This window comes from Paenibacillus chitinolyticus (genome assembly GCF_045038035.1).
Lineage (GTDB): Bacteria > Bacillota > Bacilli > Paenibacillales > NBRC-103111 > Paenibacillus_F > Paenibacillus_F chitinolyticus_A.
Window position 1 is genome coordinate 3,142,386 of the sequence record NZ_CP173427.1, and the last position, 12,831, is coordinate 3,155,216.

General features: G+C 51.0%; 12 protein-coding genes. 6 read left to right on the forward strand and 6 right to left on the reverse strand.

The genetic code is table 11. The features are described from left to right. Positions 1–20 precede the first annotated feature (20 nt). The 4 genes from ACI48J_RS14155 to ACI48J_RS14170 all read left to right on the forward strand — a co-directional run bounded on the left by ACI48J_RS14155 (position 21) and on the right by ACI48J_RS14170 (position 5,290). On the forward strand, positions 21–1,121 hold the full coding sequence (locus tag ACI48J_RS14155) for a PLP-dependent cysteine synthase family protein (protein WP_405078804.1): 1,101 nt from the start codon (positions 21–23) through the stop codon (positions 1,119–1,121). Beyond that, entirely contained in the window at positions 1,114–2,325 is a 1,212-nt protein-coding gene (gene cntE, locus ACI48J_RS14160) for a staphylopine family metallophore export MFS transporter CntE (RefSeq protein ID WP_405078805.1), read from the forward strand. The genes ACI48J_RS14155 and cntE overlap by 8 nt, the downstream gene beginning before the upstream one ends. A gap of 105 nt (positions 2,326–2,430) precedes the next feature. Further along, positions 2,431–4,032 (forward strand): oleate hydratase, encoded by a 1,602-nt coding sequence (locus ACI48J_RS14165; protein WP_405078806.1) that lies wholly within the window; start codon positions 2,431–2,433, stop codon positions 4,030–4,032. Positions 4,033–4,240: 208 nt separating this feature from the next. Then, positions 4,241–5,290: a copper amine oxidase N-terminal domain-containing protein gene (locus tag ACI48J_RS14170; RefSeq protein WP_405078807.1), complete on the forward strand. Its 1,050-nt coding sequence runs from the start codon at positions 4,241–4,243 to the stop codon at positions 5,288–5,290. Between the two features lie 107 nt (positions 5,291–5,397). Here ACI48J_RS14170 and pdaA read toward each other — a convergent pair whose 3' ends face one another. The 3 genes from pdaA to ACI48J_RS14185 form a co-directional block, all read right to left on the reverse strand. Then, entirely contained in the window at positions 5,398–6,183 is a 786-nt protein-coding gene (gene pdaA, locus ACI48J_RS14175; protein WP_405078809.1) for a delta-lactam-biosynthetic de-N-acetylase, read from the reverse strand. A gap of 165 nt (positions 6,184–6,348) precedes the next feature. Beyond that, positions 6,349–7,185: a neutral zinc metallopeptidase gene (locus ACI48J_RS14180; RefSeq protein ID WP_405078810.1), complete on the reverse strand. Its 837-nt coding sequence runs from the start codon at positions 7,183–7,185 to the stop codon at positions 6,349–6,351. A gap of 196 nt (positions 7,186–7,381) precedes the next feature. Next, the gene (locus tag ACI48J_RS14185) at positions 7,382–7,798 is read right to left on the reverse strand and encodes a VOC family protein (protein ID WP_405078812.1); all 417 of its coding nucleotides are present in this window, start codon (positions 7,796–7,798) and stop codon (positions 7,382–7,384) included. Between the two features lie 242 nt (positions 7,799–8,040). On the opposite strand from ACI48J_RS14185, the gene ACI48J_RS14190 reads away from it, so the two are divergent. Together ACI48J_RS14190 and ACI48J_RS14195 are read left to right on the forward strand one after the other, a co-directional pair. After that, complete coding sequence (locus tag ACI48J_RS14190) at positions 8,041–8,640, forward strand: bifunctional transcriptional activator/DNA repair enzyme AdaA (protein ID WP_405078813.1); 600 nt, start codon at positions 8,041–8,043, stop codon at positions 8,638–8,640. Between the two features lie 73 nt (positions 8,641–8,713). Next, positions 8,714–9,532: a radical SAM protein gene (locus tag ACI48J_RS14195; protein WP_326051771.1), complete on the forward strand. Its 819-nt coding sequence runs from the start codon at positions 8,714–8,716 to the stop codon at positions 9,530–9,532. Positions 9,533–9,683: 151 nt separating this feature from the next. Here ACI48J_RS14195 and ACI48J_RS14200 read toward each other — a convergent pair whose 3' ends face one another. The 3 genes from ACI48J_RS14200 to ACI48J_RS14210 form a co-directional block, all read right to left on the reverse strand. Continuing rightward, positions 9,684–10,103, reverse strand: coding sequence for a VOC family protein (locus ACI48J_RS14200; protein ID WP_326051772.1), 420 nt, complete (start codon positions 10,101–10,103; stop codon positions 9,684–9,686). Between the two features lie 107 nt (positions 10,104–10,210). After that, positions 10,211–11,005, reverse strand: a complete 795-nt coding sequence (locus ACI48J_RS14205; protein WP_405078814.1) for a helix-turn-helix transcriptional regulator — start codon at positions 11,003–11,005, stop codon at positions 10,211–10,213. Positions 11,006–11,182: 177 nt separating this feature from the next. Next, complete coding sequence (locus ACI48J_RS14210) at positions 11,183–12,739, reverse strand: ABC-F family ATP-binding cassette domain-containing protein (protein ID WP_326051774.1); 1,557 nt, start codon at positions 12,737–12,739, stop codon at positions 11,183–11,185. Between the last annotated feature and the right edge of the window lie 92 nt (positions 12,740–12,831).

The following is a 12,831-nucleotide window of genomic DNA, read 5'->3' on the forward strand; positions in this document are numbered from 1 at the left end:
CTTTGGAGGAGGTATGGATAATGTCTACGATTCTCGATACGATCGGCAACTCCCCTCTTGTACGGTTAAACCGTCTTGTCGAGTCGGCGGATTCGGAAATTTATTTAAAAATGGAGCGGACCAATCCCGGCGGAAGCATCAAGGACCGTCCCGCGCTTTACATTATCGAGGAGGCGGAAAGAAGAGGCTGGCTGCGCCCCGGCGGCACGCTTATCGAATCGTCATCGGGTAATTTCGGCATCTCGCTGGCCATGATCGGCGCAGCCAAAGGGTATCGCGTCATCGTGCTGGTGGACCCGAAAACGACCTCCGTCAATCTGGCCATGATGAAAGCGTACGGTGCGGAAGTGATCGTAGTCACCGAGCAGGACGACAGCGGGTCCTATCACAAGACCCGGATCGCGCTGGCCAACAAGCTGCACCGCGAAATTCCCGGCTCGTTCCGGCCGGATCAGTGCTTTAACCCGTGGAACGGAGAAGCGCATTATGTTCAGACGGCGAAAGAGCTGATGGATCAAAGCGGTCACCGGATTGATGCCGTTATCGTCACCGTCAGCACAGGCGGTCAGATCGGCGGCCTTTCGCGTTACATCAAGGAGTACGCTCCTCATGTGAAAGTGATTGCGGTCGATGCGGTCGGTTCGACTATTTTCGGCGGCAAGGCGCATGCCTATCTTCTGCCCGGCATGGGGCTGAGCTGGACGCCGACCAATGTGGACGATTTGCAGCGCATCGACGAAGTCTACAAAGTGCCGGACGAGGATGCGTTCCTCATGTGCCGCATGCTTGCCAAGCACGAAGGCATACTGGGCGGCGGATCGACGGGAGCCGGGATGGTCGCCGCCTGGAAGCTGGCGCAGCTCATGGGAAGGGGCAAACGGATCGTTTGTGTCGCCTCCGACAACGGGGAACGGTACCTGCCGACCATCTACAACGACGAATGGCTGCAGGAACACGGAATTTTGACGGATATCGGGCTTCAGGAAATGAAGGTACGCGTCCGCGAGCTGCCTCCCTACAGCAGCAATCCCGCCGAAACGGCCAACTACAAACCCGAGCTGGCCGAACAGCTCGATTCCCCCAGCCGCCTCATCTCAAGGGAGCTGTTCCGGCATGGATAATCCGTATTCCTTCCGGTCTTTGCAAGTGTATGCGGTTACAATTCTGTTTTACTGCATTGTCTACATGGTGCTGATGATTCTTCCCTTCTATGCCATCACGGCCGGCGCCGGCGAAATGGAAATCGGTCTTATCATGGGGACGACGATGTTCGCCTCGATGATCTGCAGACCCATTGCCGGAACCGTTATCGACCGGTACGGGACCCGGAAAGTGTTTGTGCTCGCGCTGCTTCTTTTCACCGTTTCTTTAGCGGGCTATTTCATTCCGAATCTGTGGCTTTTCGGTCTGGTCCGGGCGGTTCAAGGCATCGTAGCCGCTTTCTTTTCCACGGCCATGGAGATTATCACGATGGACCTGCTTTCCGAGAAAATGAGAGCGCAGGGCTTGTCCCTTTATTCCCTGGCGACCATGATCCCCTCGACATTCGGGCCTACCATCGCACTGCTTCTGAAAGACTGGCTGCCGATGATATGGATTTTCGGTTCGTTGTTTATGATGAGTATGGGAATATTCTTATTCGGTCTGTCTCTTTCCAGGCAAATGAAGTCGTCGGCCGCTGTGCCCCCGGCAATAATTCCGGATGATCCGGCAGCCAGTCCTCTTGCCCGAAAAGGCGCATGGAAAAGCCGGACCCTGCTTCTCTCCTCCGCCGTTATGCTTCTCGCCTCGGTCGCCAACGGCGCCATTTTCACCTTTCTGCCCTTGTATCTGGAGAAACAAGGGCAGAAATTTGCCGAGCTTTATTTCCTCATTCAGACGCTTGTGCTGGTCTTGACGCGGTTTGCGGGCCGGAAGTATATTCCTTCCGACGGGAGCTTTCCCGGCCGGATTCTGTTCCCCGCTCTCGCTTTGGCAAGCCTCGGCTCGCTGATTCTGGGAACCAGCCTGTCACCCGCCGCGCTGGCGGCCGCGGCTGTTTTTAACGGCATCGCGTTCGCTTTGCTGTACCCGGCGCTGCTAACCTATGTGTCTTTCTCCGTTCCGCATTTTGCGCGGGGGCTGCTGATCGGTCTTTTTATCGGCGCCGCCGATCTCGGATTTTCGCTGGGAGCTTTAGCCATGGGACCTGTCGCTTCTTCCTTCTCGTTTCCGGTCATGTTTATTACGGGAGGCGCGCTTTGTTTGCTGGCAGGATTTGCAGGCTTAGGATTTCGCGCGCGGCAAACGGAAACCGGAAAGAAGAAGACGGCAGCCGGATTGTAAACTCCGCTGTTATTGCGGTTCCGGTTTGCTCCGTACGACAAAACCCGGAAATTGTCTAGTTTATTCCTCTCCGCCCTGTGTCCAAGTAATTAGGGAGAGGAGCTGATGAGAGTGAATACGCGAAAAGAGACAAACAACCATGCTTATTTCATAGGAGGCGGCATCGCTTCCCTGGCTGGTGCCGTTTTCCTGATCCGGGACGGCGGCTGGGACGGCGAACGGATTCATATCTTGGAAGACCGCCCGGTAAACGGCGGTTCTTTGGACGGAAGCGGCAACGAAGAGCAGGGCTATGTGATCCGGGGAGGCCGGATGCTGAACGAACCGACGTACGAATGCACGTGGGAGCTTCTGGATTCCATTCCCTCGATCGATTCTCCCGGCAAAACCGTCAAAGACGACATCTACGCCTTTACGGAGAAATATCCGACCCATGCGCAGGCGCGCCTGGTCGATAAAGACCGGAATATCGTCGACGTGGAGCATATGCTCTTTTCCAATAAAGACCGTCTGGATATCGGCAAACTGCTTGTCACACCGGAAGATCGTCTCGGCAGGCAAAAAATCAACGAGTGGTTCGAGCCCGAATTTTTTGAGACGAATTTCTGGTTTATGTGGGCGACGATGTTCGCTTTTCAGCCTTGGCACAGCCTGGCGGAGTTCAAAAGATACATGATCCGGTTTATGCATGAGTTTCCCCGCATCCATACCCTGGCCGGTGTCGCCCGCACGCCTTATAATCAATTCGATTCGATCGTGCTTCCGGTCCAGCGATGGCTGGAAAGCCAGGGCGTCCGGTACGAGAGGAATACGCGCGTAACCGATGTGGATTTCAAGCCGGATCCCACGGGAAAAAGCAAGGTAGTGGCGGACCGCATCCAGGTCGTTAAAGACGGGAATACCGGCTCGATTGAGGTGAACCCGGACGATCTCGTGTTCTTCACGAACGGCTCCATGACGGAAAGCTCCGATCTCGGTTCGATGACGTCTCCACCTAAACTGGGCGGAAAAGGGCCTTCCTTCGGGCTATGGGAAAAAATTGCCGCGAAGCTGCCGGGCTCCGGCAATCCGTCCGCATTCGACGATCATATCCCCGAGTCCAAGTGGGCATCGTTTACGGTCACCTGCAAGGACCCGATGTTTTTCGACTTCATGGAAAACTTCTCCGGCAACAAAGCGGGTACGGGCGCGCTCGTTACCTTTAAAGATTCCGGCTGGCTGATGTCCGTCGTGCTTGCGCGCCAGCCGCATTTCCGCAACCAGCCGGACGATGTGCAGGTATTCTGGGGCTACGGGCTTTTCCCGGACAAGCCGGGTGATTACGTACCGAAGAAAATGTCCGAATGCACGGGAGAGGAGATTTTGACGGAGCTGCTGTCCCATCTGAAGCTGACGGAAAAACTGCCGGAAATGCTGGAAAGCTCCATCTGCATTCCCTGCATGATGCCGTTCATTACGAGCCAGTTCATGCCCCGCGAAGCGGGGGATCGTCCGCAAGTCGTTCCGGACGGCTCCGGTAATTTCGCTTTTATCGGGCAATTTACCGAAATACCGGACGATGTCGTGTTCACGGTGGAATATTCCGTCCGAACGGCTCAAACGGCCGTCTACAAGCTTCTTGACATCGACAAAAAGATCCCCGGGATGTACCACGGGAATCATCATGCGAAGGTGCTGTTCGATTCGTTCGTGACCATGGTCAGATAGCTAGCTCCGCTCCGAGAAGCTCCCGCCGAACCGGCGGGGGCTTTTTGGTATGCCCGCTACATTTACGCCCGTTAACATTTCATACAAACTTGTGAGTTAAAAATAAATTGAACCTGAGTCTCCTCCGGCTCGACTATGTTTATGAAGATAAAATTGAAAGGGTTGGTATATTATCATGTTAAAAAACAGGAAATGGATTTCTGCCGGATTGGGGCTGTTGATCCTTGCGGCGGCTCTACCCGTTAATGCGGGGGCAGCATCAAAAGAACCCGCTCCCCGCGCGCTAACGCTGGAACAAGTGGCAAAAGAAATAAGGGAAAAGGCCCCTGGCCCCATTTACGTGGAATGGAAGGAAACCAGTAATTTCGAAGGCGGAAAGAGCAGCATTGTCTGGTACAAATCCTGGGACGATGCTCCAAATGCCCGATACAGGCTGGAAACCAGTTATGATACGGCCGGTAAAACGCTGACCACCTTCCTCGTTAACGGAGACGACGGCCTCACTTATACGGCCGAAGGAAACAAAACAAGCAAGGTCAAACTGAATGGCATGGAATTTAACAGCTACTCTAAACTTTCAAAAATGCGCCTCGAAACATTCCTGACGGATACGGAAGATCCCACTTATCAAGGAGAAGAAACCATTTTAGGCCGACAAACTTACCACCTTTCCGGTAAAAGCAAGAAAACAGTGCTCAAGTTTACCGATCAAGCAGGCGATGTGAGATCGACGCCTGTAATTATGCCGGCCAGAGAACAATGGTATGATACGGAAACCGGTATGCTGCTTAAAGAACGGGCGGCTAAACCGTCCGAAAGCGGTTTTGAAACCGTCGTTAGCGCTATAAAAGTATCACCGGAGATTACTCCCGATCTATTCGACTTCGAATCGATAACCAAAAAGACGGATGAGATCCAGGTAACCATCGACGGTCAAACACAACGGTTCGAGCAGCCGCCGGTAATCGTAGAAGGCAATACGCTGGTGCCGTTAAGAGCTATTTTTGAAAAGCTCGGCGCAACCATCCTATGGAACGAGAAGGAGCAATCCGTTACAGCACAAAAAGGCGGCACCGCGATCTATTTGAAAATCGGTTCTAAAAGTGCCGCCGTCAATGGCGCGAGCAAAGAACTGGAAGTGCCTGCGCAGCTCGTGAACGAACACACGATGGTTCCGGTTCGGTTCATCAGCGAAGCACTCGGTGCCGATGTAAAGTGGGAACCTGTGTCCCAAACGGTGGTTATTACGAACCCGTAAGAACATGCCTCCTTTAAGGACCTGCTTCCGGCCTCAGAATAACGAAAAACCGGGCAACGAACGCTGCCTGGTTTTTCGTCGTCTGAGTGCCCCTTCGGTTCACTCGTTTATTCCGTCTTTTTGTTTATATTTTCCAGACTCTTGAACTCGTACCCCTGCTTTTTTGCTTCATCGATTATTTTGTCCAAGGCATCCGTATTGTCCTTTGAAATGGAGTGCAGCAGAATGACCGCGCCCGGATGAAGCTGGGCAATGACTTTATCGTAGGCGTACTTCCAACCCTTTTGATCTTTGACGTCCCAGTCTTTATAAGCAACCGACCAAAATACGTTGGTGTACCCGTATCGTTTGCTTACCTCTAACACCCGGTCGCTGAAAATTCCGCGGGGCGGACGCATGAAAGACATCGTTTGCACCCCCGTCAGATTGGCGACGGCATCTTTGACCCGGTCCAGCTCGGTCTTTATTTTCTCGTCGGAAATTCGGGACATGTCCGGATGACTCCAGGAATGGTTGCCGATGAGATGACCTTCGGCCGTCATTCGTTTAACCAATTCGGGCTTATCCTCGACAAAATGACCGGTTAAGAAAAAAGCCGCGGGCACCTGCTTCGCTTTTAACACATCGAGTATTTTGGGTGTACACCCGTTTTCATACCCGTTATCGAAAGTTAGATAAAGTTCTTTTTTGCCGGTATCCCCAAGAAAAACCGCTTCATGTTTCTCCAAAATATGCTTGAATCCTTCTTCGTCAATGGAGGCAGGCTTCCCTTGTTTGCTCTTTTTAAATCCGAAGTGATACGTCTTATTCCCCCCATCGGCCGCCAAGGTATCTAAAGGAAAAACCGTGATGAAAATGGTCAATAAAGCAAAAACGATCGTAATCCGTTTCATGATTCGCCTCCGTTTTCATAACTTTGATGCATTGGTAATATGTCTCTAATCGGAGAGATTCATGCGATTCTGTTCTTTGGAACTTTGTGGATCGTCAAAATAAAAATATCCGCCGGGTGACGGATATTTCCTTTTATATGAGTGATTCTGGATATCTTTCGTATTCTACTTAATCGTAAAAGTATCCCCGTCCTCTATTCTTCCCGATTGATAGCCCTTGCTGAACCAGGATTTTCTTTGTTCCGATGTGCCGTGCGTAAAGCTTTCGGGAACCACGTAGCCGCGCGCTCTTTTCTGAATCGTATCATCCCCGACCGCACTGGCGGCCGTTAACGCTTCCTCCAGATCGCCTTCTTCAAGCACATCCATCCCTTTGGCATGATGTGCCCAGACTCCGGCGAAATAATCGGCCTGCAGCTCAAAACGGACCAGATATTTATTGAATTCCGCTTCACTCATCTTTTGGCGCAGCGGCATAATCTTATCGGATGTCCCGAGCAGTGTCTGCACATGATGTCCGACTTCATGAGCGATTACGTAGGCCATGGCAAAGTCCCCCGGCGCTTTAAACTCCTGCTTAAGCTCGTTATAGAAGCTTAGATCGATGTATAACTTACGGTCGCCCGGGCAATAAAACGGTCCCGTTGACGAACCGGCCGTCCCGCAGGCGGATTGCACCTGGTCCGTGTACAGAACAAGCGTCGGCTTCTCATAAACGAGGCCCCGCTGCTTAAACTGGGCGCTCCACACGTCTTCCGTGTCGGCCAGGACAACAGAGACAAACTGGGAAAGCTCCTTCTCCTGCTGCGTTTCCTCGTACGGCGCGTTTGATCCGGAGCCTGCGCCCGTCAGATCACTCAGCAGATCGCCGGGATTTCCGCCAAGCAGAGTCATGAGGAGCACGATAATGATCCCGCCGATCCCGCCTCCGACGAGCGTTTTACCGCCGACTCCCCTTCGGTCTTCCACGTTTGAACTTCCTCTTCTTCCCTGCCACTTCATCGCTTGTCCTCCCCCTGATGTATAGAAACAAGTCCGTCAGAATGAATGATTTTATATAGGTATATACCCGATTTGTAAAGTCAGAAACTTTGTGAAGGCTTGGCGGACGCTTCATAATCCAACCCTTTCCAGCCAAACAAAAAGAACCGCGCTTGCCGCGGTTCTTTTTGTTTCCTTTATTTCCCGAATCGGCGCTTTATCCCTGGGCAACCGCGCTCTCGTCCATATAAATAAACTCCCAATGATGACCGTCGATATCCCGGAAGCTCCATGTGTACATAAAGCCATGGTCCACTTTATCATTCATCGGACTTCCGCCCGCTTCCAGCGCTTTGCTTACAATCTCGTCCACCTGCTCTTTGCTGTCCGCAGATAATGCCACAATGACTTCGGCACTTCTTCCCGTATCGGCAATCTCCTTATTCGTAAACGTTTTGAAGAAGTCTTCAACCAAGAGCATCACAAAAATGCTATCGCTGACAACCATGCAGGTTGCTTTCTCGTCTGTAAATTGGGCATTGAATTCAAAACCGAGCGCCGTGAAAAATTGTACCGAGTTGTCCAAATTTTTAACCGGTAAATTCACAAAAATTTTATCCGCTTTAGTTGCCATCAAGAAATACCTCCATGTCATCTATTGTGTTTTTCCGAAAAATTCTTCCGGTTGCTATTATTGTAGCATGGGCTTCACGGAAGGATTTCTCTTAAATTGCGCTTTTAGTTAGTGAAGTTATGTATAGCAGGTCGTTCTGCGCGTTATATCGGTTTAGCGATATGTTGCTGTCTCATTCGTTTATACGTACATACGTTCACTTTAGAGGTATAATGGATAGGTAAAAGGAGGTGTTTCCAGCTATGTCAGTGCGATTTCGGAAAGCGGCAAACTTGGATAGTCCCTCAACAGATAAATGGCAGGCCATTATCAGCAATGATTCTTCCTACGACGGCATCTTTTTTTACGGAGTGAAAACAACCGGCATTTTTTGCCGTCCCTCCTGCAAATCCAAGACACCCAAACCGGCAAACACCTGCATATTCCAAGATGCCGAACAAGCCCTGCAGGCCCAATTCCGTCCGTGCAAAAGATGCAAACCGACCGGCAGGCGCCTCCCTGAAGACGACTGGATCGAACAAATCGTCCATTACGCGGACAACCATTATAAACAACCGCTGACACTGAGAACCTTCTCGGAAATTTGCCACGGCAGTCCTTATCATCTGCAGCGTACGTTTAAGCGGATTAAAGGAATGACTCCGCTGGAATACCTTCAGCACATTCGCATCGAGAATGCGAAAAGTCTGCTCGGAAATTCACAGCTATCGGTGTCCGACATCGGGTCTAAAGTCGGTATTCCGAACACCTCCTATTTCATTACGCTGTTTAAAAAGAAAACCGGTTATACTCCCGCAGGCTACCGGCAGTCCCAAAGCTTGAGCCGGACGATAGAAAGCTGAGTACCTTAAGCGGAAACAGATGCCACCCACCGTTTTAAATCATGTCGGAAGCAATCAGAGGAACGGAGCGACTATGAAACTGGAATACGGGTATACAATGCCTAAAACACTGCTGAATAAGGGAACTGGTTTTCTTGCCGGCTATACCCATTCATTAAATCCTTACACCGGCTGTTCCTTCGGCTGTTCATATTGTTATGTAAGAAAAATGCCTGTCTCCACTTTCCGCGGAGCCGAATGGGGAACCTGGGTGGATGTCAAGAAACAAGCGGCCGAACTTTTCCGCAAAGAGCTTCGCCGCGCGAAAAGTAAAGGTCCCGTCACTCTCTTTATGTCCTCGAGTACGGATCCTTATCAGCCAATTGAATACAAAGAAGAAGTCACCCGGTCGCTGCTCGAAGTGATGACCGAAGATCCACCCGATTTTGTGCTCCTCCAAACTAGGAGCCCTTTAGTGGAACGGGACATGGATCTGCTGCTTCAATTAAAAAACCGGGTCCGTGTCAGCATGACGGTAGAAACGGACCTGGATGAGATAAGAAAACGGTTCTCCCCGGCGGCGCCGCCTATACAAGCACGCGTAAAGACTCTTAAAGCGTTAAAAGCTGCCGGAGTACCCGCACAAGCTGCGATTGCTCCTCTCCTGCCAAGCAGTGAGGCATTTCCGGACCTGTTAAAATCGGTTGTGAACCGGGTTTGCGTTGACGATTATTTTATGGGGGACGGCAGCGGCGGAAGACGTACGCGGAGTTTGAACATGGAAACCGTCTATAAGGAGTTGGGAATGGAAGAATGGTATCATCCTCATGCTTATCAGCTTATGGTAGAACGCTTGAAGAAAGTATTTACCGAGAATCAGATCTTTATAAGCCAGAAAGGTTTCGAACCTTAAGATCCAAATGCGGCAGCTGAATGCAAGCAGTTAATGGAGGCAAAAATCCGCGGGAATGCGGATTTTTGCCTTTCTTTCATAGAGGAGATTTGTCGGGGGAGCAGAAAGGCTGCTGCAAGTCGCTCTCGTAACTGGCTAGCGGCGGCTTGGTTTACTGGGATTCCCTGCAAGCCGAGAGATCGGACGTGATCATCCAAGTGATTCCGTATTTATCCTCAAGCTGTCCGAATAAGGCGCCCCAGAAAGCCGGTTCCAGAGGTTGATTGACTTTACCGCCCTGCGACAAATTGTTAAAAGCCGAGTGAGCTTCTTCTTCGGTAGCGAATTCAAGACAGAGATTTAACACATTTCCCGGTGTCAACGCTTCAAACATCGAATCCGACATCAGAAAAGTAACTCCGGCCGCAACCAGGCTCAGGTTGATGACTTTGTCTTTCAGCTCTTCTTCCTTTGCGCCCGGCACCTGTCCGTATGTGGTCACGGACGTAATCTCGCCTCCCAGCGCCTGTATGTAAAATTCAGCTTGAGCCCGGGCATCCTCGGAAAAAATATACGTCGTATGCTTAGCCATGCATCAACATCCTCTCGAAAGGTATATGTGGTTCCTGTACATATCGTAACACCGATTAAAAGCCGACGTTTCTTATAAATTGCGATGTGCGGAGGAAGACTCTCCGGTTAGGTGCCGCCCGGTGAACTTGCCCGCCTGAGGAAATTATTCATGAGAACCGGCAGAGAAATCAAAATCGGTGGATCGTCATAGCGCGGCACGTGCAGGGTTACGAGCTGCTGCGGTACGGGAATTCCCGGTTCAACGACGACCGGTTCCCTCGAACGGGTGCGCAGCGTCGCTTCAGTCAAAAGAAAGTCAACCGCCTTCGTCCCCCAGGAGACCGAGGTTGCCATCAGGTAGTAGGTGCCCGGCTTAACGCCCGGAATACAGAAGCTTCCGAGCGAGGAGAGCAGCGTGCCGTACAGCGGCAGCCCTTCCGGAATCGGTTTGGCGAACAGTCCGATCAGAATGACGCCCTCGAACGGTATCGTGGCTTGAACGATTCCTTCGATATTTCCGAAAGGCCGTGCAGCGGTTTCGGGCATGGACCAGTCATCCAGCTTCTTGAGGGAGTGAAAATGGCTGTCGGCTAAAAATGTGGAATTCCGGAATTCAGACGGGGTCATCCCGACTTTTTCGGTAAATCTTGTCGTGAAGGTACCCAGGCTTTGCTGTCCGATTTCAAGGCCGATGTCACGGATGCTCAAATTTGTGCGCAGCAGCAGGTCTTTGGCTTTCTGAAGACGAAGCGAAGAAACGTAGTATTGAGGAGTAAGTCCGATTTTTTCTTTGAAAAGTCTTGTAAAATGGTAAGGGCTGTAGGCGGCGTAAGAGGCCAATTGATTAAGCGAGAGCGGCTCGTAAATGTTCCTCTGTATGTACAAAATTACCTCATCAATTTCGGAATACCGGTCAGTCAAACGATTCACCTTCCTTGTATTCTTAACACACTCATTTTACCACATACTTCCTGGGCTTTGTACGAACAAAACATTAAGAATCGAATGTTTGTTCCCTTTTTTGTTTATAAAAAAGCCCTGCCGAAGCAATTGCTTGACAGGACTTTTTCTGGATGGCACGGCACCCGGCCGGGAAGGTTAGAACACTTTCGTCGTCCAGGACTCGCAGTTCCAAGTCTCCGTAACAACCTCACGATAGAATTCAGGTTCATGGGAAATGAGCAGGATGCTGCCTTTGTAAGCTTTGAGCGCGCGGGCTAATTCTTCCTTCGCATCCACGTCCAAGTGGTTGGTCGGCTCGTCGAATACAAGCAGGTTGGTTTCGTTGTTGATCAGCTTGCAGAGACGAACTTTGGCTTTCTCTCCGCCGCTTAGCACCGTGATTTTGCTCTCGATATGCTTGGTCGTCAAACCGCATTTCGCCAGCGCGGCCCGCACTTCAAACTGGGTATACGAAGGGAATTCCTTCCAGATCTCCTCGATACACGTGTTGTAGTTGGCCTCTTTCATTTCCTGTTCGAAGTAGCCGATGCTCAGGTTTTCCCCAAGCTGCACGGATCCGGATAAAGCCGGAATCTCGCCTAGAATGCTGCGCAAGAGCGTCGTTTTACCGATTCCGTTGGCGCCGACCAGAGCGATTTTCTGCCCTCTTTCCATACGGAGATTAAGAGGTCTGGACAACGGCTCTTCATATCCGATGACAAGATCTTTCGTTTCGAAAATCAGTTTACCTGGCGTTCTGCCCTCTTTGAAGTTAAACTGCGGTTTCGGTTTCTCTTTGGCCAGTTCGATAACGTCCATTTTGTCGAGCTTCTTTTGCCGGGACATCGCCATATTCCGGGTGGCGACGCTCGCTTTGTTCCGGGCCACGAAGTCTTTGAGGTCCGCAATTTCCTGCTGCTGGCGCTTATAAGCCGACTCCAGCTGCTGTTTTTTCATTTCATAGACTTGCTTGAAGTGATCGTAATCGCCTACGTAGCGGTTTAACTCCTGGTTTTCCATATGATAAATCAGGTTAATGACGCTGTTCAGGAACGGAATGTCGTGCGAAATCAGGATAAAGGCATTCTCGTACTCCTGCAGATAGCGCTTCAGCCATTCGATATGCTGCTCGTCCAGATAGTTGGTAGGCTCGTCGAGGAGAAGGATATCCGGCTTCTCCAGAAGCAGCTTCGCCAGCAGGACCTTCGTCCGCTGACCGCCGCTGAGGTCGTTGACATCCTTGTCCAGCCCGATATCCGTGAGGCCGAGACCGCGGGCGGTTTCCTCGATTTTGGCGTCGATCATATAAAAATCCTGATTGGTCAGCGTATCCTGGATGGTGCCGACGTCTTCGAGCATCTGCTCCAGCTCTTCCGGAGTGACATCCGCCATTTTCTCGTACATGCCGTTCATTTCCTGTTCCATGTCGAACAGATATTGAAAAGCTCCTTTAAGCACATCGCGGATGGTCATACCTTTGCTGAGAACCGCATGCTGATCCAAATACCCGACCCGCATCCGCTTCGACCATTCCACTTTGCCGTCATCCGGCTGGAGCTTGCCCGTAATAATGTTCATGAAGGTAGACTTACCTTCTCCGTTGGCACCGATGAGTCCGATATGCTCGCCTTTCAGGAGGCGGAAAGATACGTCGTTAAAAATCGCGCGGTCTCCAAAACCGTGGCTCAGTCGTTCTACGTTTAATATGCTCATGAATAGACACCTTTTCTTATAAACTTTTTACTCGCTTTATTATAAGCGTTACGGGGTGGACAACTCAATGCACGATTGAAAAAAAGCCGTTT

Coding starts and splice junctions, on each gene's coding strand:
- ACI48J_RS14155 (WP_405078804.1), top strand. CDS start 21: ATGTCTACGATTCTCGATACGATCGGCAACTCCCCTCTTGTACGGTTA.
- cntE (WP_405078805.1), top strand. CDS start 1,114: ATGGATAATCCGTATTCCTTCCGGTCTTTGCAAGTGTATGCGGTTACA.
- ACI48J_RS14165 (WP_405078806.1), top strand. CDS start 2,431: ATGAGAGTGAATACGCGAAAAGAGACAAACAACCATGCTTATTTCATA.
- pdaA (WP_405078809.1), bottom strand. CDS start 6,183: ATGAAACGGATTACGATCGTTTTTGCTTTATTGACCATTTTCATCACG.
- ACI48J_RS14180 (WP_405078810.1), bottom strand. CDS start 7,185: ATGAAGTGGCAGGGAAGAAGAGGAAGTTCAAACGTGGAAGACCGAAGG.
- ACI48J_RS14185 (WP_405078812.1), bottom strand. CDS start 7,798: ATGGCAACTAAAGCGGATAAAATTTTTGTGAATTTACCGGTTAAAAAT.
- ACI48J_RS14190 (WP_405078813.1), top strand. CDS start 8,041: ATGTCAGTGCGATTTCGGAAAGCGGCAAACTTGGATAGTCCCTCAACA.
- ACI48J_RS14195 (WP_326051771.1), top strand. CDS start 8,714: ATGAAACTGGAATACGGGTATACAATGCCTAAAACACTGCTGAATAAG.
- ACI48J_RS14200 (WP_326051772.1), bottom strand. CDS start 10,103: ATGGCTAAGCATACGACGTATATTTTTTCCGAGGATGCCCGGGCTCAA.
- ACI48J_RS14210 (WP_326051774.1), bottom strand. CDS start 12,739: ATGAGCATATTAAACGTAGAACGACTGAGCCACGGTTTTGGAGACCGC.